Below are 20,165 nucleotides of genomic sequence, written 5' to 3'. Positions count from 1 at the left end.
CGAATCCCGACCACCAGTGCTCGGTGGCACGGCAAGGAATACGCGGACCTATGCGTGATGCCAATGCAGTAGGGCCGATGCCGTCATCACTTTCAACATTTTCAGAATCGTTGCATATGGTGTAACGGGGCCGGAGCCCAGCGCTGCAAGGCTATCGGCGATGTTGGTTGTGGATGCCAGCGGACTGTCGACATCCGCCCGGCGGGGTCATAAACGAGGCGGATGCGACAGGGGCGCCTGAGACTGTTTGGTCTCAGCACCTCTTCAGCGCGGCTTTGATCAGCTCCAGCCATACGGCATGTCAGGATGTAGGGATCGTCGCCCAATGGCGAGCTGACCGCCTGCTCGAGCAGGGTCCTGGCTTCGTCTGCCTGGCCGGCATCCAGCAGCGTCATGCCCAAGCGAACGCGGTTCTGCACGGTGGGCGTGCGCGCAAGTTCGGCGCGAGCGTTGCGAAGGTCCTGACCCGGCTCAATCAACTGCTTGGCAGAGCGAATGGCCTGGCGGGCGCCGCGCGAGTTGCGGGCTTCCGGGAAGTAGATCGCGAGGAAGTAGACGACACTGCCGAGCAGCGGAAACGAGAAGAGCAGGATGAGTCAGTAGAGGCTCTGGCCCGAGCGAATGGCGCGCACCGCGAAGTAGATGGCTGCCAGTACGTGGAATCCGATTCCGATATAGGGCATGTGTGCCGCCTCGTCCGTGTGGGGGTTGGCACAATAGTGGGTGTGGGGTCGGGTGCCATCGGGGGCGACCTGGCATGACGCGTCAGTTAATGAGCTCAAATCCTATGGAGAGCTATCTGATGGGGTGGTGTTGATGAAAAGGGTTTCACTCCGATATGGCTGGCGATTGTAGAAGAGCCTCAACCTCCCGATCTTGCTGCATCACCCGGATGAGCAGGCAAAAGACGCCTGGTGTCGTTTTTGGCGCATCGGTTTGCGGAAGTGCAGCAGGAAATTTGATGAATCGTGAATTCCTCACGAGATCGCCTCGGAATAGGTTGAGAGGATGTTTCACTTCTGGCTGCGGCCAATCCGTAGGAGATTGCCGTAGCTCCTGATCGGAAAATTAGTGGGTCATTACAGCTCCGCTCAATAGGGGTTTGACAACGCGAAGCTATAGGCGTAGTTCTTTGCTCAAACAGCAGCTGATTTTCCTTTCACTCCTTATCCAAGGATGTAGCGAAGATGATTTCTGCCAAGGACAGGCGGGAGGGAAAATCCCCCCGTAGTAATTATCTTAATTCGCGACTTTGCTCGATCATCACGGGCGCAGCGCTTACGTTGGGGGCTGGGTTCCACGCTTCGGCGCAAGATGGGCTCTTCAATTACCAAGAATATGAGAAGCGGATAAAGAGCGCGCAGTCGCTCGCCGCTATCTCTACCGATGAGGTGTTTGGCGATCGGACCGCAGGCTTCGACGGTAGTACGGAGTTCTTCATTGAGGACGTGTCCATTCCCGGCAATTTTGACCTTCCTGTGAGCGTCGCTCGACGCTTTTCGGTGGAGGCGACTAACCGAGGATTTCGCGATAGCGAGACCAAGGGTCTGACACTGTTCGATGATTGGGAAATCGTCGTGCCTTATATGTCGGGCGTGTGGACCAAAGGCGCTGGATGGATCACGGGTGACCAAGGGGCTCAGACCACGCAGCGTTGTTCGGTCAACACCGCGCCCTTGCTGCTGGAGACCTGGGGCTACACCGACATCGGCTTTGGCATCGATGTGAAGTGGAATGGCGGAACCGGCGAGGAACTTCTGATTGCCGATGACCCGTCCTATGCCTCTGCGCCAGGCCTTGAGGTACCCAAGTGGATGACAGCGTCCAGAGCGCGATTCACTTGTCTGTCTGCAACGCGCAACGGATACCCAGGCGAGGCGTTCGTGGGGCATACGCCCGATGGCAAGAAGTACTTCTTTGACTGGGGAGCGGAAAAGCCCTACGCCACAGCCAAGGCCGGGAGTCGCATGATGGCGCGTAAGCGCGTCTACCTTCTGGCATCGCGTGTTGAGGATCGTTATGGGAACTGGGTGTCTTATAGTTACGACGGGTACCGGCTCACCAGGATTGAGTCCAGCGATGGACGCCGGATTGACCTGAGCTACGATGGCGACGGCCGGGTGACCACAGTCACGGCCAATGGGCGAGTTTGGCGGTATGCCTATGTGGGCGATACGGAGGGAAATGACGGCGGCTTGTCCCAAGTGACACTCCCGGATGGCTCTGCTTGGACCTACAGTCATCGCGGGCGGCTTCAATCAAGCCTTCCTTTGCGTGGCGGTGACGATGGGGGCGGGTGCGAGATCCGCGCGGGCAATGCCCCTCCACCCACGCAGATGACGGTAACCTCTCCGTCAGGTGCTCAAGGCATCTTCGACTTTGAAATGGAGCTGTTTATCCGCTCTGATCCTTGCAACGGACTCCTTCCGTCGCATTACGATGCATGGTCCTTGAAGAAGCGCAGCATCATGGGGCCCGGACTGCCTTCGATGGTGAGTACGCGAGGCTACAACCTGCAGTTGCCGGGAGGTGGGCGCTGGTCCAGCCTGACCAAGCCGGATGGCACGCAGATTCGCGAACGCTATGGCGCAGATCCGGGCTTGAACGAACGAAAGCTCCTCCAAAAGCAGATTCTGGATGCGGCCGGCCAGGTGCAACGTGATGAGCTAAGCACCTACACCTTTGGTTCCGAGACAGGTCCGTTTGCCGTCCGGGTAGGACGGTCAATTGGACTTCAGTCAGGCCAGTTCTTGGCGGGCACGCTGAGTGCGCTGAGCGAGAGCCAATTCAGTCAGGATGGCGATACCTATCGCGTGGTCTACAGCGACTTCAATCGCAATGCCCGTCCGGCACGCGTGACTTACACTGGCCCCTCCGGATCCAAGGCCGAGATACGAGAGCATCTTGATACGCCCAACCCTTGGGTCTTGGATCAGGTGTTGAGCGTCAAGGAGGTTGTGTCCGGGAAGGTCACCACGCGATATAGCTATGACGCCATGGCCAAGCCGAATGCCGTCTATCGCGCTGGAGCGCTACTGCAGAGTGTGACTTATGCCGCGGATGGCACGATCAGTACGGTGCGTGACGGAAAGGGAAATACGACCCAAATCCAGGACTGGTATCGGGGTGTACCGCGACTGGTCACCAATCCTGATGGCACCACCAACAGCATGTCGGCCGACGGAAACGGGTGGATCACCTCAACCACGGATGCGCTGCAGAGGACCACGTCCTATCAGCACGATTCGATGGGTCGCGTGAAGGAGGTCCAGCCACCAGTCGATGAGAACCAGTGGACCAAGACAACCATCTCGTTCCAGCAGGTCGCGGCCGATGAGTACGGCCTTTCGCCGGGACACTGGCGAGTCGATAACGCTCAAGGGGCACGGCGTCAGGAAACCTATCTCGATGCGCTTTGGCAGCCGCTCCTGGTGCGCGAATACGATGCAAACGACATCGCGGGGACCCAACGGTGGGTCAGGAACAGCTACGACAGCGAGGGTCGCCCGATCTTCACTTCCTACCCTTCAAAGGATAGCAATGTGGCGACCGGCACCTGGACTGAGTACGACGCACTTGGGAGGAAAACTTCCTCGGCCCAGGACAGCGAGCAAGGCCTGCTGATCACGACCATTGCCTACAGCAGCAATGCTACGACTACCGTCGTTGATCCGCTCGGCCATCAGACGATTACCCGGTTTGATGCCTTTGAAGGACCGGACTATGAACGGCCTGCGCAGATCATTCGTGCCGACGGAAGCAAAGTCAGCATAAAACGGAATGCATTTGGCCTCACTACCGAAGTGGCCCAGTCCGCAAACTGAAACCACGTCAAGGATGGCATTCGTGAACACTGAAAAACTGCGCATGGCCGCGGCGGTTCTGCTGGGGCTGATGATCATCTTCCTGTGCCAGGTGGCACACGCTGACGCTTGGATTGAACTCACTGGGCCAGCCCAAATCTCCTACACGGCACCAGCAACCTATCAGTTGCAGCTCAAAAGTGGCGTCACAAGCACTGGCCCCAAAGCTGAGTATCTGGAAGACATACAGCTCACGCGCAATGGCCAAGTGATCTCCCGACTTCCGAACGGGACCTATACCGAGAACGGCCTGTCGGCGGGTACGTATCAGTATGTCTACAAGGCATTTGGCGTGCGCAACTTCAACGGCAATGAGTCTTACAGACAGCTGATCTCACCCACGATCACGATCACGGTGGCGGCACCGCCAACCCCATTTGACGGCGCGGAGTACGTTTCCGCAAGCTGGCCTAATTCGGCCGATAGAGGAACCCCGTTCAGCGGTACTGTCACCTTCCGGAACACGGGCAACACAACGTGGCGAGCAGGGGAAGGCTATCGACTGGGTCAGGCCGAGCGCTACGTTTCCGGCGCCACGAAACTCGGAATTGCCGAGGTTGCCGTACCCCACGACGTGGCTCCTGGTGGCACAGCAACGTTTGCGTTCAGCGGAGTAGCGGCCAGTGAAAACGGACCGACAACGCTCCAATGGCAAATGAACCGGAATGGTGCTCGCTTCGGTAGCACCAGCAGCGAGCAGATCTTTGAGACGACCGGAAAGCTCAATCGCGGCGTCATGTATGAGCAAGAGGTCCCGACCAGCATGGAGACCGGGCGGACCTATCGAGTCAAGCTGAAGTTCACCAACACGGGTAACACGACGTGGTCGGCGTCGGCGGGCTATGCATTGGGGTCCTGGAATCCCAATGACAATGTCCGCTGGGGCAGGGCGCGGGTTCCAATGCCGAATGACGTCAGTCCACAGCTGCCTGCGTTCTTTGAATTCGACGTGGTAGCTCCTTCATTGCCAGGTGTCTACAGCTTCCAATGGCGGTTGCTGGAAGAGGGCAAAGAATGGTTTGGTCGGGAAAGCGACAATGTTCAGGTCACGGTCAACGGGCCGCCGTCCAAGGTAATCGGCAACATCGATGGTGTCACCAGCGACGGTCAGATTCGAGGCTGGGCGTGCTCGACGGGCATTGATTCGTCGATTGACATTCATGCCTACACCGGTGGAGCCGCCGGCAGTGGTGGGACGATCTTCCTGACCGGCAAGGCCGACTTGGCGAGTGAGCCGGCCGTGGCTACGTCCTGCAAGGCTGGAGGCAATCATCGCTTCTCGCTTCAGATGAGCAACGAGCAGCGCCGCCTGCAGGCTGGGCAACCGATCTATGTCCATGGAATTTCCCCCGTTGGACAACCCAACAACACCCTTGACGGCTCCGGATCAGTTGTAGTGCCTGAGGCGCCCAGTGGCACGCTTTCCGCAACTCCGGCCACGTGCCAGATTGCATCGGATGCCCAGACCTGCAACATCACCTTGGTCTGGTCGGCCACGGATTCGCGCGCGGAGCTAAAGCGTGATGGCGGCTCGGTGGTAGGCAGTGGAGCCAGCGGCTCCGTTGTTGTGCCAATCGGTGCCGGAACGAGCCGCTTTACGCTCTCGGTCACCGGCGACGCGGTTGCCACGGCAGTTGCCACCGCCAAGGCCGCTCCTGTCGTGCCCGTCAATCCAGACAATCCGGCCCCGACGGTTGCCCGGAGATACGTCTACGACGACAACCTCCGGCTGTGCAAGGTCATCGAACCTGAGACTGGGTCGAGCGTATTTGGCTACGACGCGGCGGGGAATCTCTCCTGGAGCGCAACCGGGCTGGATTTGCCCAGCGTGACGGAATGCAATCGCGACGCGCCCCAGATTGCTTCTCGCCGTGTTTCGCGTGACTACGACGCCAGCAATCGTCTGCAGGCTGTTGTATATCCCGATGGTCTTGGGGATCAACAGCTTGAGTACACCCCGACTGGCCAATTGAAGATCGAAAAGGTCTTTAATCAGGATCGGATTGCGGTTGTCACCACTCGTACCTACAACTCACTCGGGGCGGTGACAAGTCAGAGCCGTGTGGTGGGTAGCGCTAGCGCCCGGTCCCTGGCATTTGGCTACGACCCTATGGGGCAACACATCCGTACGGACTATCCCGATGGCTACTCCGTCCGGCAGTCCTTGAACGCCTTGGGCCAGCCCGTACAGCTGCAAGATGGCACCGGCGCCGTGCTCGCCAGCAACGTCGCCTACGCCCCCAGTGGCGAAACCACCGCGCTGACCTACGGCAACGGCGTCGTACGTGGCGTAATCGAGAACGCGCGACAGTTGACCGACCGTATCGTCGACGGTGGTGTGATCGATCTGAAGTATAGCTATGACGCAGCAGGAAACATCACCCAGATCCGCGATGGCGTGCGCGGCGACTCCGGGACGATCAGCCTGGGCTACGACCGCCTCGACCGGCTGATTCAAGCCAGTGCTCCAGCCTATGGTGGCAGTGGGCAATACACGTTCGGCTATGACACGCTGGACAACATCGTCTCGATGCGGTTGCCGGGAAAGCGGGAGCGTACGTTCCACTACGACGCCCGCAATCGCCTGGAGTTGCTGCGGGACCCCGGTGGCAATGGCGTCTCTGGCTTCTCTTACGATTCTGCGGGCAATCTGGTGACGCGTAACGGTCAGGCGCTCACCTACGATATAGGCGGCCAGCTCCGTTCAGTGGGAGATGTGCAGAAGTACTTCTACGATGGAGCAGGACGGCGTGCACATTCTTCAGTACCCACTGCCCCGCCCATCTCAGGCAAGGAGTTGATAAATGTTGCCCACGACTGGGAGGTGTCCATCCCTGGAGGCGATGTAGGTCTGCCGGATCTTTCGGTCGGAAATCTAGACCACACTTGGCAGTACTTGGTGGGCGGGGAGCTGATCGAATCCACCGAGGGCGAGGAAACCTCCGACTACATCTACCTCGGCAAGCGGTTGCTGGCCATTCGCACCAGCTCCGCCACGGGCAACACGCTCACCTATCTTCATCACGATGCACTCAATACCCTAACGGCGACCAGCGGCGCCAACGGTATTGTGCTGACGCGCCACTTCTGGTCGCCGTATGGTGAAGTAGATGCTGCACCTAGCGCAAAGATCCCGGGCTATTCAGGGCATCTTGCGGATTCAGATACAGGCCTAATCTACATGGGGCGGCGCTATTACGAACCCGTCATTGGTAGATTTCTGTCGGTTGATCCTGTTACAGCACTGGATCACGGAGACATGCGGCATTTCAACCGCTATGTCTATGCCTACAACAATCCGTACAGATTCAGGGACCCAGATGGCCGGTGCCCATCGTGTGATAGATTTAGCGATACATTTGCTAAGGATTCTAAGGCTTTCGATCACCCTGGCTTTATCATACCCGCATTCGTCGTAACAGCTGCAATGGCAGCTCCCGTCGTGTGGGAGCTTGGCATGATAGCCCTCGCTAACCCAGGAACAGTCGCCACTGCAGCGAACGTTGCGGCTGACGCAGCTGGTGTGACGGGCACTGCCACTGGGGGTACACTTGCTGTTCGGGCTACGCGCGGCGGAGAGAATGCTGCCGCTGCAACTGGACGCGCAGCTCACGCCGCTCTAGCCCAAAGGATTGCAGCGAAACCTGGCTGGCAGTCTGAGCCGCGAATGATTGGAGCTGACGGTAAGGTCTACAAACCTGATGCAGTCACACCGAATGGTCGAATCCTCGAGTTGAAGCCGAATACACCTTCTGGTATGGCAGCGGGCGCTCGGCAAACTGCAAATTACGAAAAGCAGCTCGGCATGCGTGCACGAGTCATCTATTACGACCCGGATAAATTTAAAAAGCCATGACAATAAAGAAACTCATTGCGCGCACAGATGAGGTCCTTGCACCCCTTGGATTCAACCGAAAGGGCGCACTTTGGAATCGCACGATTGATTCAATTGTTGAGGTTATTGATATTCAGGTAGGTAAGTCTGGCGATACTGCGACGATTAATGCCGGTGTGTTGCAAGTCGACGCCTTCGAGAAAGCATGGGGCTACAAGCCTCAAGGATTTGTGGAAGAGCCCTTTTGCATCGTGCGTGCTCGCGTTGGAGAGATAGTCAACAATCACGATCTCTGGTGGCCTCTGAATGATGACCAAACTCCAAAGAACGTCGCCATGACACTGGGAACACATGTTCTCCCTTTCTTGGAAAGGTCGCGAACTCAAGAGGCAATGGAGGCATTCTTGGAAGCCGTACATGGAAATTACCCCCTGCCGAAGATCTATCTGGCGATCCTCAAATGCCAAGGCGGGGACATTCAAAGTGCATGCGCTATTCTTCGTAAGGTGCATGAGAAAGCGCGTGGGGACTGGAGTGATAGATCCATGGAAGTTGCACGAAGGATTGGGTGTGATATCGGTTGAAGGTTCTGTAAAGTCGAGCAGGAAATACATAAGAGCCGCCTGGACAATCCCGACATTCCATACGTGCTGCTCAGCACGCCTGTCTGCGGCGGTATAGCCACTGTCGCCGAACACCCAGTCTTATTTGCCATGCAGCAGCTCATGGGTGACCGTCATGTCACCGACATCGGCCGCAGTACACTTCACGTGATGCACCAGGCCTGAAAACTCATCTACACCGATATGGACCGTCATGTCGAAGTACCACGGGTTGCCCTTGCGGGTCTCGTGCATCTCAGAATCTCCCGCCCTTGCGGCGTTCTTGGTTGAGCTGCCCCGTGGATGATGGAGGCGATCCACGATCGTGCCTGCGCGCAGGCTCTGGCCCTTTCGGGCAGGTGCGCGTTCACCGCTTCAAGCATCTTCGCCGCCAGGCCGTGTAGCTCCAGCAGACGACGGACATTGAGGATCTTGGTTTCATCCGGAATCGCATCAGGACCGCCGGGCCGGGCGAACAACCGCATCGAGGCGATCTCATGCAATGCCATGGATGGCTCCTCAACATGAGCCGCATTGTCTCTCGGGTTGCCGGCCAGCGGCCGGCACTACCCGGGTAGTTGTTCAGAGCATCCTCTTTCGCGCCATCCATGGCGCCGGTACCCCCGCGAACCCGCCCCACCCGGCCTCTGAAGGATTCCGGGCGCGTCCTACCGCGGCAACGCAGAGAAAATCAAAAGCAACAGCCGGGGGCTGGGGCACAATCGGGCTTTCTGTTGGAGGGTCTGGGCGTGCATCCGATTGAAAGCGAACGTCTGCGGCTGCGCCGGATCGATCCGGAGCGTGATGCCGTGCAGATGCTGGCGTTGTTGAACGATCCGGGCTTCGTGCGCTTCATCGGCGACCGTGATGTGCGCAGTGAGGCGCAGGCGCGGGAGTACATCGCGCTGCGGGTGCTGCACAGCTATGCGTTGAACGGGTTCGGCATGTATGCCATCGAGCGCTTGTCCGACGGTGCCTGGCTGGGCAATGCCGGGCTGGTGCGGCGGGATGGCCTGCCGGGGCCGGATATCGGCTATGCGGTGCTTTCGGAATTTGCCGGGCAGGGCTATGCCGGCGAGGCGGCGCGGGCAGTGTTCGCGCATGCACGCGGAGCGCTGGGCCTGCACGATCTGTATGGCATCACCGACCTGGACAACGTGGTGTCCGGAAAGATCCTGCTGGGCCTGGGCATGCAGGAACGCGGGGTGATCCAGCTGCCGGGCGTGGACAGCCCGAGCCGGCTGTATGCCACGCCGGGCGCGGCCGAGGTTTGATCATAGTGGGTGCCGACAGTTGGTCTGCACTGCATCGGCAGGACATCCGGTAGTGCCGGCCGCTGGCCGGCAACCCGGGATAGCACTGGGGTCAGAGCCCGCCTTGCGGGATCCGACCCCAGTAGATTGCCTCAACCGCGCAGTTCGGCCAGCTGTGCCTGCAGCTCGGCCACGGCCGCTTCCAGCTGGGCCACGCGCTCGGCCAGGCCCGGTTCGGCCGCATCGCTGCTGCCGCTGCTGCTGGCGTACTTCGCCGCCAGCGCCGCGCCATCCACTTCACCGCACAGCAGGTGCATGTAGCGGTCTTCGCGCTGGCCACTGGCACGCGGCAGCACCACCAGCAGGGCACGCTGCTGCAGGCGCTCGATGGCATGGCGGGCTTCGTCGGTGTCGGCGAAGCGGTGCAGGCGCTCGCTGCGCGTGACCAGCTCGCCCAGCGTCTGTGGACCGCGCAGCAGCAGCAGCGCCAGCAGCACGGTCTGCTGCCGGGTCAGGTCCAGCGCGGCCTGCAGGCGGTGTTCGTAGCGATCGGCGCGCGAGGAGAAGTGCTGGCGGGCCAGGCCCAACGCCTCCAGCTGGCGCAGCGCGTGCTGCACGCTGCCAGCGTCCACGTTCATCACCGGCTCGCGCGCGGTCTTCTGGTTGGCCGCCGATTGGGCCGCGTTGACCGTCAGCGGGTAGGTGTCCGGGGTGGTCGCCTCCTTCTCCACCAGGCAGCCCAGCAGGCGGGCCTGCACGGCGTCGAGCAGGGGGACGTCAGGGGTCTGGGCGGAATCGGTCATGGCGGCCTCCGGAAGGGCAACGGGTCAACCGCCAAGCATAGCCGTCCCGGGGCCGGCTTTGCCGGTAAAATGCGCCGGTATATCTGATTGCCGGTGAATCCATGCGTCGTCCCGTTTCCCTGTCCCTGACCCTGCTCGCCACTGCGGCGCTGGGCCTGTCCGCCTGCAAGCGCGTGGAGGCGCCCGCCGCCGAAGCCACGGCCCCGCAGGCGCCCGCTGCCGCCGCCAAGGCCGACGGCGCGCTCGATGCCACCGCCAACGACAACCTCAACGCAGTCCTGTGGATGCAGCGCGCGCAGGAGTACAGGGCGATCACCGAGCAGACCTACCGCGCCGCCGCCGACCACCTGGATGCGGCGTTGAAGGAAGCCCACTGGGATGCGCTGGTGCCGGAAGAGCGCGGCAACGACGCCAAGGGCCTGAAGCCGGCCGTAGTGCTGGACGTGGACGAGACCGTGCTGGACAACTCGCCCTACCAGGCGCGCCTGGTGCGCGACGGCAAGGAATATGACGAACTGACCTGGGACCAGTGGGTAGCCGAAAAGAAGGCCAAGGCGATCCCGGGCGTGGTCGACTTCGCCAAGGCCGCCAATGCCAAGGGCGTGACCCTGCTCTACATCTCCAACCGCGCCGTGCACCTGAAGGACGCGACCCTGGCCAACCTGCGCGAGCAGGGCCTGCCGGTGGCCGACGACAGCGTGTTCCTTGGCCTGGGCACGGTGGTGCCGGGCTGCGAGCAGGCCGGCAGCGAGAAGAACTGCCGCCGCCGCCTGGCAGGGCAGAAGTACCGCGTGCTGATGCAGTTCGGCGACCAGCTGGGTGACTTCGTCGAAGTGACCGCCAACACCAACGACGGCCGTGACGCGCTGCTGCAGCAGTACCACGACTGGTTCGGCGAGCGCTGGTGGATGCTGCCGAACCCGACCTACGGCGGCTTCGAGCCGGCGCAGTTCAACAACGACTACAGCCAGTCGCGCCAGGCCCGCCACGACGCCAAGCGCGCCGCCCTGGACTACGCCCCGTGAGCCGCGCACCGCTGCCGTTGCGCGCCGATGAGCGCCTGATCTTCGCGCTGGACGTGCCTGATCGCGTGCAGGCACTGGACTGGGTCGATCGCCTTGGTGACAGCGTGGCGTTCTACAAGATCGGCATGGAACTGCTCGCCTCCGGCGAGTACTTCCAGGTGCTGGATGAGCTGGCCCGCCGCGACAAGCGCGTGTTCGTCGACCTGAAGTTCTTCGACATCCCGGCGACCGCTGCGGCGGTGATCAAGCGCCTGTCGCAGTGGCCGGTCAGCTACGCCACCATCCATGGCTGGCACCCGGCGATGATGGAGGCCTGCGCGGCCGCCAACAGCAGCGACATGCGCCTGCTGGCGGTGACCGTGCTGACCTCGATGGGGCGCGCCGATCTGGCGCAGATGGGCGTCGACCGCGAGCCGGTGGACGTGGTGGTCGAACGCGCGTTGGCCGCCCAGGCAGCGGGCGTCGATGGCGTGATCGCCTCGGGCCAGGAGGCTGCACCGATCCGTGCCGCGACCGGTAGCGGGTTCTCGATCGTCTGTCCGGGCATCCGTCCCGGTGGTCCGGTCGGCGATGACCAGAAGCGCACCGTTGGCGTGGCCCAGGCCTTCGCCGATGGCGCCGACGCCATCGTGGTCGGACGCCCGATCCGCCTGGCGGCTGATCCGCAGGCCGCTGCGCGGGCAATCCAGCAGGAAATCGCGTCGGCTCTGGCTGCACGCTGAGCCCACCGCTGACGCCGGTCACGCCGGCACCACGAACGCCATTCCGATCCATGCGGGATGGCGTTCGCAATTGTTGGCCTGCGACTGTCGCAGGCAGCGCATTGCACCGAAACTGTGCGCGCGTTCGCGCTGCAGGCTTCATCCCTGCTTCCCAATCGATGCACCGGCACGGACCGCGGCCGCGCCGGTTCCAACCATTGATAGAGGAGTACAGGGATATGTATCGCAGCACCTCTTTGTTCATCGGCCTGTTGTTGGCCGCGTCCGCCGTACCCGCCTTCGCTGCGCCACAGGTGCGCGAAGCACCGCGCATCATCGGCGGTGAAGCAGCGCCGGCTGGCGAGTACCCGTTCATGGTCAGCATCCAGGGCATCTTCGACGGCGATTCGGATCATGACCGCCACTTCTGCGGGGGCACCCTCATCTCGCCTTCGTGGGTGCTGACCGCCGCGCACTGCATGCAGGGGGAAGCGCCGGGCGGCATCGCCGTCGTCGGCAACGCCGCGGCCCTGTCCACCGAAGCCTCGCCCCGCGCCTCCAACGTCAAGGCGATCCACGTCCATCCGGCATTCAACAGCGGCAACTCGCTGGAGCACGACGTGGCCCTGATCCAGCTCAACGCCCCCCTGGACGGTGCACAGCCGGTGGCGCTGCGGCTGCGGCCCGACGCCAGTTATCTCAAGCCGGGCCGCGAATTCACCGTGATCGGCTGGGGCGACACCGACATCGGCGATGGCCGGGTCTACCCGACCCAGCTGCAGACCGTGCAGGTGCCGTTCGTGGCATTCGATGAATGCCAGCAGGCCTACGGCGGGGAACTGTCGCGCGGCAAGGTGATCTGCGCCGGCCGCGAGGGCATCGACAGCTGCCAGGGGGACTCCGGCGGGCCGCTGCTGCTGCGCCTGCGTGAGGGCTGGACCCAGTTCGGCATCGTCAGCTGGGGCGAGGGCTGCGCGCTGGCCGGCTATCCGGGGATTTATGCCCGAATCGCCGAAAAACACGCCGTAGATTTCATTGAATCCGTCTGGCAGCACGATTGATTCAATAAAATCAAATACATACATGGTATTACGTGAAGTGTTGCCTTAACTTGAAGGGCAGCGTAGGATCGCCGCCATCCGGTCCTCGGACCGGACATGTGCCACAACACTGTCCTCCGGCCCCGTGCCGGTTTGAAGAGCCTGTGATCCCCGTGATCCGGGCTCTTTTTTTATCCCGCTGGTGGTTCTGGGGTCAGATCCCTTCTGCCTGCCGGCAGAAGGGATCTGACCCCCTTGGTTGGAAACGTGACCGCACGGCTTGCCGCTGTCACGTCGCAGGCCGCAAGATGCGGGCCGGTCAGGGGAGTCCGAGTGCATGAGCGTGGCGGTGCGAGGAAGGTCTGCGCGTGGATGGGGGCTGGCGGCGATGCTGCTGCTGGCCGTTGCGGCATGCCGCGAGTCTGTGAACGATCCGGCCAGGCCGGCGGCCGAGCCGGTGGCTGCGGTGCAGGCGATGGCGTTGCGCCTGGCCGAGGATGATCTGGTCGGCTACGCAAAGCTGTCGGTACCGCCAGGCCAGTATCAGCGGCTGCAGCAGGCCTGGGCGGAGGGACACAGCCAGTGGCCGCTGACCGAGCTGCCGCTGGGGGACCAGCTGCTGCCGATGCTGGCCGCGCTGCGCAAGCCCGATGCCAGCACCGAACTGCAGCGCAGCTTCGACCGCCAGCTGGCCGGCCAGGCCAGCGCCGTGCGCCAGGCCGCGCAGTCGATGGGCAATTTCGGGGTGCAGTACCTGCGCCATCAGAAGGGCTACACGCCCGGCCAGCAGGCCCATTACATCGCCCTGGTCGAAACCCTTGCCGTTTGGGCGCAGGGCGCGCCGATCAGTGACCGCGCCCGTGCACGCAGCACCATCGCCGCGCTGGTCGGCGCGGCCGGCAAGGTCGGCTTCGATGACGAGGCTGGCCTGCAGGCGGCTGGCATGGAGGGCAGCCTGCAGCAGCTGGCGCCGTTCATCCACACCCTCAAGGCGGTGCTTGGCAGCTACGGGCTGGGCGTGGATGACGCGCTTCGCAGCGTACGGGGCGAGCTGCTCTCGGTGGAAGGCGACAATGCGCTGGTACGCCTGCACTACGACCTGGCCGGCCGCGAGATGAGCCTGCAGCTGCCACTGAGCCGGCGCGAGGGCCACTGGTACCTGACCCGTACCCTGGCCGACACCGACGCGCTGCTGCGCAAGGCCGACGCGGCCCGCGCGGCTGCGTCGCCGGCAGCCGCTGAAGCCCCCGCCGAAGGTGGGGAAGCGGCAACGCCGCCGCCTAAGCCATAATGGCGCCGATGTCGAAACAGAACCCGCTGCCGTTCCCCGGCGAAGAATCCCAGTCGACGCCCGCCGATACGGTGCCGGCGTCCCCCTCGACCGGTACCGGCCCGAACCCGGTACCGCCGCCCGCGCACGCGCGTCCGGCCGGCCGCCGCCCGCTGTGGGCTCGCCTGCTCGGCCGCCTGGTCGAGCCGTGGCTGTCGCTGAAGATCGAACCGGAAGACCCGGGCCAGTACAACGATGGCCGCCCGGTCATGTACGTGCTGGAAGACTACGGCCTGTCCAACGCGCTGATCCTGGACAAGGCCTGCCGCCAGGCCGGCCTGCCGTCGCCGCTGGTGCCGCTGGCCGGTGACCCGACCGGCCGCAAGCGCGCCTACCTGGCGCTGTCGCGGCGCAGCTCCAGCAACTCGCTGATTCCCGAGCAGCGCGGCGCCAAGACCCACTCCGACTCGCTGGCCAAGGTCCTGCAGGCGCACCGCGTGCGCGATGACCTGGACGTGCACCTGGTGCCGGTGTCGATCTTCGTCGGCCGCGCCCCGGACAAGCAGAGCGGTTGGTTCGCGGTGCTGTTCTCGGAAAACTGGGCACTGGTCGGCCGCTTCCGTCGCCTGCTGGCGGTGCTGCTCAACGGCCGCAGCACCATCGTCCGCTTCGCCCCGCCGATCTCCCTGCGCAACACCGTGGATGAAGGCCTGGAGCCGGAGCGCACGGTGCGCAAGCTGCAGCGCGTGCTGCGTACGCACTTCCGACGCATCCGTGAATCGGTGATCGGCCCCGACCTGTCGACCCGGCGCCTGCTGGTGGACCAGGTGCTGGCCGCCGAGCCGGTACGCGAAGCGATCGCCGCACAGGCCAAGCGCGACAACTCAAAGCCGGCCGATGCCTGGAAGAAGGCACACGCCTACGCCTGGGAAATCGCTGCGGACTATTCCAGCCCGGTAGTGCGCTCGGCCAGCTTCATGCTCAGCCACGTGTGGAACCGCATCTATGCGGGCGTGCTGGTGCACCACCTGGACAAGTTCAAGGCCGCCGCGCCGGGGCACGAAGTGGTCTACGTGCCCAGCCACCGCAGCCACATGGACTACCTGCTGCTGTCCTACCTGCTGTACGACCGTGGCATCGTGCCGCCGCACATCGTGGCCGGCATCAACCTGAACCTGCCGGTGGTCGGCACCCTGCTGCGCAAGGGCGGTGCATTCTTCATCCGCCGCTCGATCCGTGGCAACGCGCTGTACTCGGCGGTGCTCAGCGAATACGTCGCGCAGCTGGTGGCCGGCGGCTACTCGCTGGAGTACTTCGTCGAAGGCGGCCGCTCGCGTACCGGCCGGCTGCTGCAGCCCAAGGGCGGCATGATCTCGATGACGCTGCGCGCGTTCCTGCGCCAGCCGCGCAAGCCGGTGCTGTTCCAGCCCATCTACATCGGCTACGAGAAGCTGATGGAAGGCGGCAGCTACCTGGACGAACTGTCCGGCCGGCCGAAGGAAAAGGAATCGATCTGGTCGCTGCTGTGGGGCATCCCCAAGGTGCTCAAGCAGAACTACGGCCAGGTGGTGGTGAACTTCGGCGAGCCGATCGCGCTGAACGACGTGCTGGCCGAGAAGGCGCCGGAGTGGAAGGGCGAGGCGGTGTCCGAGGACGAAAAGCCGGCCTGGCTGTCGACCACGGTGGACACGCTGGCCGAACGCATCCAGGTGCGCATCAATGGCGCCGCCGACGTCAACCCGATCAACCTGCTGGCGCTGGCCCTGCTGTCCACGCCGAAGCACGCGATGGGCGAGGCCGACCTGATCGCGCAGATCGAACTGTGCAAGACCCTGCTGGTGGAGATGCCGTACTCGGACCGGGTGACGGTGACGCCGCACTCGCCGGAGCGGATCATCGCCCACGCCGAGGAAATCAACGTCCTCACCCGCATCAAGCACCCGCTGGGCGATGTGCTCAGCGTCAGTGGCGACACCGCAGTGCTGCTGAGCTACTTCCGCAACAACGTGGTGCACCTGTTCACCGCCTCGTCGTGGGTGGCCTGCTGCTTCCAGAACAACCGCCGCATGAGCCGCACCGGCCTGGTCCAGCTGGGCCGTACGGTGTACCCGTTCCTCCAGGCCGAGCTGTTCCTGCCGTGGAGCGAGGACGAGTTCGCCCAGCGAATCGACCGGACCATCGATGTGTTCGTGCGCGAGGGCCTGCTGCAGAACGTCAACGATGACGACGGCGGCATCCTGGCGCGCAATACCGGGCAGACCGACGAGGTGTTCCGCCTGCGCGCGATCGGCCATTCGCTGCAGCAGGCGTTCGAGCGCTATTACATTGCCATCTCGGTGCTGGTGAAGAACGGCCCCGGCGTGCTCGGCGCTGCCGAGCTGGAAAGCCTGTGCCAGCAGGCCGCGCAGCGGCTGAGCCTGCTCTATGCGCCGGCCGCGCCGGAGTTCTTCGACAAGTCCCTGTTCCGTGGCTTCATCCAGAAGCTGCGCGAACTGCGCCTGGTGTGGCCGGACGAGAACAGCAAGCTGCTGTTCGACGAGCGCCTGGATGCCTGGGCCAAGGATGCCAAGTTCATCCTGGGCCGTGAGCTGCGCCACACCATCGAACGGGTCAGCCCGGAAGCGGCCCGCCCGGACGAGCCTGCGCCGCAGGATTGAAGGCAGCGCCGGGTCCTGCCCGGCGAACGACATGCCAACCAAGGTTGGCATCTACCGGGGCGAAGCAGTAGGTCTACGCCATGCGTGGATGGGCCACCGCTCAGGCCGGCTCGTCGGGAATCTGCAGGCTTTCCAGCCTGGCGATGCAGTCCTTCAGCTGCAGCTTGCGCCGCTTCAGGCGCTTGGACTCCAGCTCGTCCTCGCCGTTGGCGGCCATGCGGGTGATCTGTTCATCCAGCAGGCGGTGCTCGGCGCGCAGGGCGACGAGGCGCTCGACGATCTCGGCGGGGCTGTAGGTGTCCACAGCCTCCGAGCATACACAGCGATGATGACCGCCGGGAGAGGGGAATCCCGATCCCCGGCCGGGGCGGCTCCGAGCCGTTAGAATGGAACCCATGAGTGCCGTGATTTCCCTTCCCGATCCCCCACCGCGCGCCGCCCGCGATCCGCGCGTGGCCGAGCGCGAGCAGCACAAGCTGGCCAAGCGCCTGCGCCGCCAGGTCGGCGAGGCGATTGCCGACTTCGGCATGATCGAGGCCGGCGACAAGGTCATGGTGTGCCTGTCCGGCGGCAAGGACAGCTACACCCTGCTGGACGTGCTGCTGCAGCTGCAGAAGAAGGCGCCAGTGCCGTTCGAGCTGGTGGCGGTGAACCTGGACCAGAAGCAGCCGGACTTCCCCGAGCACGTGCTGCCGGAATACCTGGCAGGCCTGGGCGTGCCGTACCACATCATCGAGCAGGACACCTATTCGGTGGTCAGCCGGGTCATCCCGGAAGGCAAGACCATGTGTTCGCTGTGCTCGCGCCTGCGTCGTGGCGCGCTGTACAACTACGCCGAGACCCATGGCTTCACCAAGATCGCGCTGGGCCACCACCGCGACGACATGGTGGCCACGTTCTTCATGAACCTGTTCCACCACGCCAAGCTGTCGGGCATGCCGCCGAAGCTGCGCAGCGACGACGGCAGGCACGTGGTGATCCGGCCGCTGGCCTACGTGCGCGAGAGTGACATCGTCGAGTACGCGCAGGCACGCCGGTTCCCGATCATTCCCTGCAACCTGTGCGGCAGCCAGGAGAACCTGCAGCGCCGCCAGGTCGGCCTGATGCTGAAGCAATGGGAAAAGGACCACCCGGGCCGCATCGAGCAGATCGCGCGCGCCATGGGTGAAGTCCGGCCCTCGCAGCTGGCCGACACCACCCTGTTCGACTTCATGGCGCTGGGCCGTCGCGACGACGCGCCGCTGCCCGACGCCCATGCCTGGCTGGCCGGCTCCCCGGCCGACGCCGACGCAGATCCCGAGACGCCCACCGTTTAAGGTCGGGCGCCCTTCCTCTTCGCCATCCGGAATTCCATGTTCTTTCGCAACCTGACGTTCTTCCGTTTCCCGACCACCACCGATTTTTCCGAAGTCGACACCCTGCTGCCGCACGCCCTGCTGAAGCCGGTCGGCGCGCTGGAAATGAATTCGCGCGGCTTCATCTCGCCGTTCGGCCGCGAGGAGAAGGAACTGCTCTCCCACCGCATCGCCGAACACCTGTGGCTGACCGTGGGCGGCGAGGACAAGATCCTGCCGGCGGCGGTGGTCAACGACCTGCTCGAGCGCAAGCTGGAGGAGATCGAGGAGAAGGAAGGCCGCCGCCCGGGTGGCCGCGAGCGCAAGCGGATGAAGGACGACCTGCTGCATGAACTGCTGCCGCGCGCCTTCGTGAAGTCCTCGCGCAATGATGCCTTCATCGACCTGCAGCACGGCTACGTGGCGGTGGATACCTCCAGCCGCAAGACCGGCGAGTACTTCATGTCCGACATCCGCGGCCTGCTCGGCAGCTTCCCGGCGATGCCGCTGAACGCCGAAGTCGCACCGCGTTCGATCCTGACCGGCTGGATCGCCGGCGAGCCGCTGCCGACCGGGCTGAGCCTGGGCGAAGAGTGCGAGATGAAGGATCCGGTGGAAGGCGGCGCCGTGGTCAAGTGCCAGCACCAGGAACTGCGCTGCGACGAGATCGACAAGCATCTGGACGCCGGCAAGCAGGTGACCAAGCTGGCGCTGATCTTCGAGGACAACCTGTCCTTCGTGATCGGCGACGACCTGATCGTGCGCAAGCTGAAGTTCCTCGACGGCGCACTGGACCAGCTGGAGCATGCCGACGAAGACGGCCGCCGCGCCGAGTTCGACGCCCGCTTCGCCCTGCAGAGCGCCGAGATCCGCCGCCTGTTCCTGTTGCTGGAAGAAGCGTTCAAGCTCAGCAAGGCTGACTGAACAGGCACCCTGTGGGCCGCCGGTCATCCGGCGGCCCGAAGCAGCGCTATGCTGGGCGCATGAGCCGTCTGCTGCGCCGCCTGATCAGCCCGACCCCGCCCGCTACCGTGCAGCGCGACACCGTTCGCCTGCGCCTGGAGGATGCCGAGATCGAGGTGCTGCGCGTGCGCGATCCGCGCGCGCGCCGGATCAAGCTGAGCGTGGACGAGCGCGGCGCACGGTTGACGCTGCCGCCGCGAGCCAGCCTGGTGATGGGCGAGCGATTCCTGGAACAGCACCGCGACTGGTTGGCGCTGCAGCTGCGCCAGTACCAGAGCCAGGGCCTGCCCGCTCCGTTGCAGCCGGGCGAGGACGGCGTGCTGCCACTGCGCGGCGACCTGTTGCCGCTGCGCTGGCAGGAAGGCCGCTATGCGCGGCTGGAGATCGACGAACACGGCGCCTGCGTGCAGTGGCCGACCCGTGCCGGCGATGCCACCCTGCGCCGCCTGCTGCGCGAGTTCTATGAAGCACAGACCCGCGCCGATGTCGGCCGCTGGCTGCCGAAGTACCTGCCCACCCTGCCACGTGCACCCAGCCGCCTGCGGCTGAAGGTGATGTCTTCGCAGTGGGGCTCGCTGGCGCCGGATGGCAGCATGGCACTGGACCTGGCACTGGTGCTGGGGCGCCCTGAAGCATTCGAGTATGTGCTGGTGCACGAACTCTGCCACCTGATCCAGCCGAATCATTCGCCCGCGTTCTGGCACGAAGTGGAACAACGTTTCCCCGCGTGGCGCGAGCAGCGCGACTACTTCCAGCTGGAAGGGCGCAGGCTGAAGGCGATGCTTCGCCAGCTGCTGTAGAGCCGATGCTCGGCTGACG

At 63.6% G+C, this 20,165-nt stretch carries 14 protein-coding genes and 2 pseudogenes; 12 read left to right on the top strand and 4 right to left on the bottom strand.

The genetic code is table 11. The features are described from left to right. Nucleotides 1-299: 299 nt before the first annotated feature. Nucleotides 300-683: pseudogene (locus AC5P7A_RS11850) on the bottom strand (hypothetical protein); the annotation flags it as partial. Nucleotides 684-1,187: 504 nt separating this feature from the next. Here AC5P7A_RS11850 and AC5P7A_RS11845 point away from each other — a divergent pair. The 3 genes from AC5P7A_RS11845 to AC5P7A_RS11835 are packed head-to-tail and all read left to right on the top strand — an operon-like array spanning nt 1,188 to nt 8,282. After that, nucleotides 1,188-3,824, top strand: coding sequence for an RHS repeat domain-containing protein (locus AC5P7A_RS11845; RefSeq protein ID WP_495220161.1), 2,637 nt, complete (start codon nt 1,188-1,190; stop codon nt 3,822-3,824). Nucleotides 3,825-3,837: 13 nt separating this feature from the next. Continuing rightward, nucleotides 3,838-7,719: an RHS repeat domain-containing protein gene (locus tag AC5P7A_RS11840; protein WP_495220160.1), complete on the top strand. Its 3,882-nt coding sequence runs from the start codon at nt 3,838-3,840 to the stop codon at nt 7,717-7,719. Next, complete coding sequence (locus AC5P7A_RS11835; RefSeq protein ID WP_080052954.1) at nt 7,716-8,282, top strand: DUF4304 domain-containing protein; 567 nt, start codon at nt 7,716-7,718, stop codon at nt 8,280-8,282. Before AC5P7A_RS11840 ends, AC5P7A_RS11835 begins: the two co-directional genes overlap by 4 nt. A 123-nt stretch (nt 8,283-8,405) precedes the next feature. Here the strand turns inward: AC5P7A_RS11835 and AC5P7A_RS11830 are convergent. Continuing rightward, nucleotides 8,406-8,809: pseudogene (locus AC5P7A_RS11830) on the bottom strand (transposase); the annotation flags it as partial. Nucleotides 8,810-9,049: 240 nt separating this feature from the next. Between AC5P7A_RS11830 and AC5P7A_RS11825 the strand changes: the two are divergent. Next, entirely contained in the window at nt 9,050-9,574 is a 525-nt protein-coding gene (locus tag AC5P7A_RS11825; protein WP_014645448.1) for a GNAT family N-acetyltransferase, read from the top strand. A gap of 131 nt (nt 9,575-9,705) precedes the next feature. Here AC5P7A_RS11825 and AC5P7A_RS11820 read toward each other — a convergent pair whose 3' ends face one another. Continuing rightward, the gene (locus tag AC5P7A_RS11820; RefSeq protein WP_445978593.1) at nt 9,706-10,356 is read right to left on the bottom strand and encodes a YceH family protein; all 651 of its coding nucleotides are present in this window, start codon (nt 10,354-10,356) and stop codon (nt 9,706-9,708) included. 101 nt (nt 10,357-10,457) lie between these two features. On the opposite strand from AC5P7A_RS11820, the gene AC5P7A_RS11815 reads away from it, so the two are divergent. The 5 genes from AC5P7A_RS11815 to plsB all read left to right on the top strand — a co-directional run bounded on the left by AC5P7A_RS11815 (nt 10,458) and on the right by plsB (nt 17,049). After that, entirely contained in the window at nt 10,458-11,381 is a 924-nt protein-coding gene (locus tag AC5P7A_RS11815) for a 5'-nucleotidase, lipoprotein e(P4) family (protein WP_014645450.1), read from the top strand. Next, on the top strand, nt 11,378-12,103 hold the full coding sequence (gene pyrF / locus AC5P7A_RS11810; protein WP_032962374.1) for an orotidine-5'-phosphate decarboxylase: 726 nt from the start codon (nt 11,378-11,380) through the stop codon (nt 12,101-12,103). The genes AC5P7A_RS11815 and pyrF overlap by 4 nt, the downstream gene beginning before the upstream one ends. Before the next feature lie 218 nt (nt 12,104-12,321). Then, nucleotides 12,322-13,143: a S1 family peptidase gene (locus AC5P7A_RS11805; protein WP_032962376.1), complete on the top strand. Its 822-nt coding sequence runs from the start codon at nt 12,322-12,324 to the stop codon at nt 13,141-13,143. A 316-nt stretch (nt 13,144-13,459) separates the two neighbouring features. Beyond that, on the top strand, nt 13,460-14,413 hold the full coding sequence (locus tag AC5P7A_RS11800) for a hypothetical protein (protein ID WP_014645453.1): 954 nt from the start codon (nt 13,460-13,462) through the stop codon (nt 14,411-14,413). Then, nucleotides 14,413-17,049: a glycerol-3-phosphate 1-O-acyltransferase PlsB gene (plsB, locus tag AC5P7A_RS11795; protein ID WP_032962379.1), complete on the top strand. Its 2,637-nt coding sequence runs from the start codon at nt 14,413-14,415 to the stop codon at nt 17,047-17,049. Before AC5P7A_RS11800 ends, plsB begins: the two co-directional genes overlap by 1 nt. A gap of 100 nt (nt 17,050-17,149) precedes the next feature. On the opposite strand, the gene AC5P7A_RS11790 is transcribed toward plsB, so the two are convergent. Continuing rightward, nucleotides 17,150-17,353 (bottom strand): YdcH family protein, encoded by a 204-nt coding sequence (locus tag AC5P7A_RS11790; RefSeq protein WP_032962381.1) that lies wholly within the window; start codon nt 17,351-17,353, stop codon nt 17,150-17,152. A 91-nt stretch (nt 17,354-17,444) separates the two neighbouring features. On the opposite strand from AC5P7A_RS11790, the gene ttcA reads away from it, so the two are divergent. From ttcA to AC5P7A_RS11775, 3 genes are read left to right on the top strand one after another with little or no spacing between them, the layout of a single operon-like run. Then, the gene (gene ttcA / locus AC5P7A_RS11785; RefSeq protein WP_032962383.1) at nt 17,445-18,365 is read left to right on the top strand and encodes a tRNA 2-thiocytidine(32) synthetase TtcA; all 921 of its coding nucleotides are present in this window, start codon (nt 17,445-17,447) and stop codon (nt 18,363-18,365) included. 36 nt (nt 18,366-18,401) lie between these two features. Next, nucleotides 18,402-19,307 carry a recombination-associated protein RdgC gene (locus AC5P7A_RS11780; protein WP_005411825.1) on the top strand — a complete coding sequence of 302 codons (906 nt, stop codon included), beginning with the start codon at nt 18,402-18,404 and terminating at the stop codon, nt 19,305-19,307. A gap of 59 nt (nt 19,308-19,366) precedes the next feature. Beyond that, on the top strand, nt 19,367-20,146 hold the full coding sequence (locus AC5P7A_RS11775; RefSeq protein WP_032962385.1) for a M48 family metallopeptidase: 780 nt from the start codon (nt 19,367-19,369) through the stop codon (nt 20,144-20,146). Nucleotides 20,147-20,165 lie beyond the last annotated feature (19 nt).

Source organism: Stenotrophomonas sp. YJH_SMC_65, from assembly GCF_059369475.1.
This window is presented reverse-complemented; position numbering and strand designations above follow the sequence as displayed.

What these genes read in the sequence shown, in the direction of transcription:
- AC5P7A_RS11845 (WP_495220161.1), top strand. Translation starts at nt 1,188, where the DNA reads ATGATTTCTGCCAAGGACAGGCGGGAGGGAAAATCCCCCCGTAGTAAT.
- AC5P7A_RS11840 (WP_495220160.1), top strand. Translation starts at nt 3,838, where the DNA reads ATGGCATTCGTGAACACTGAAAAACTGCGCATGGCCGCGGCGGTTCTG.
- AC5P7A_RS11835 (WP_080052954.1), top strand. Translation starts at nt 7,716, where the DNA reads ATGACAATAAAGAAACTCATTGCGCGCACAGATGAGGTCCTTGCACCC.
- AC5P7A_RS11820 (WP_445978593.1), bottom strand. Translation starts at nt 10,356, where the DNA reads ATGACCGATTCCGCCCAGACCCCTGACGTCCCCCTGCTCGACGCCGTG.
- AC5P7A_RS11815 (WP_014645450.1), top strand. Translation starts at nt 10,458, where the DNA reads ATGCGTCGTCCCGTTTCCCTGTCCCTGACCCTGCTCGCCACTGCGGCG.
- AC5P7A_RS11805 (WP_032962376.1), top strand. Translation starts at nt 12,322, where the DNA reads ATGTATCGCAGCACCTCTTTGTTCATCGGCCTGTTGTTGGCCGCGTCC.
- AC5P7A_RS11800 (WP_014645453.1), top strand. Translation starts at nt 13,460, where the DNA reads ATGAGCGTGGCGGTGCGAGGAAGGTCTGCGCGTGGATGGGGGCTGGCG.
- plsB (WP_032962379.1), top strand. Translation starts at nt 14,413, where the DNA reads ATGGCGCCGATGTCGAAACAGAACCCGCTGCCGTTCCCCGGCGAAGAA.
- ttcA (WP_032962383.1), top strand. Translation starts at nt 17,445, where the DNA reads ATGAGTGCCGTGATTTCCCTTCCCGATCCCCCACCGCGCGCCGCCCGC.
- AC5P7A_RS11780 (WP_005411825.1), top strand. Translation starts at nt 18,402, where the DNA reads ATGTTCTTTCGCAACCTGACGTTCTTCCGTTTCCCGACCACCACCGAT.
- AC5P7A_RS11775 (WP_032962385.1), top strand. Translation starts at nt 19,367, where the DNA reads ATGAGCCGTCTGCTGCGCCGCCTGATCAGCCCGACCCCGCCCGCTACC.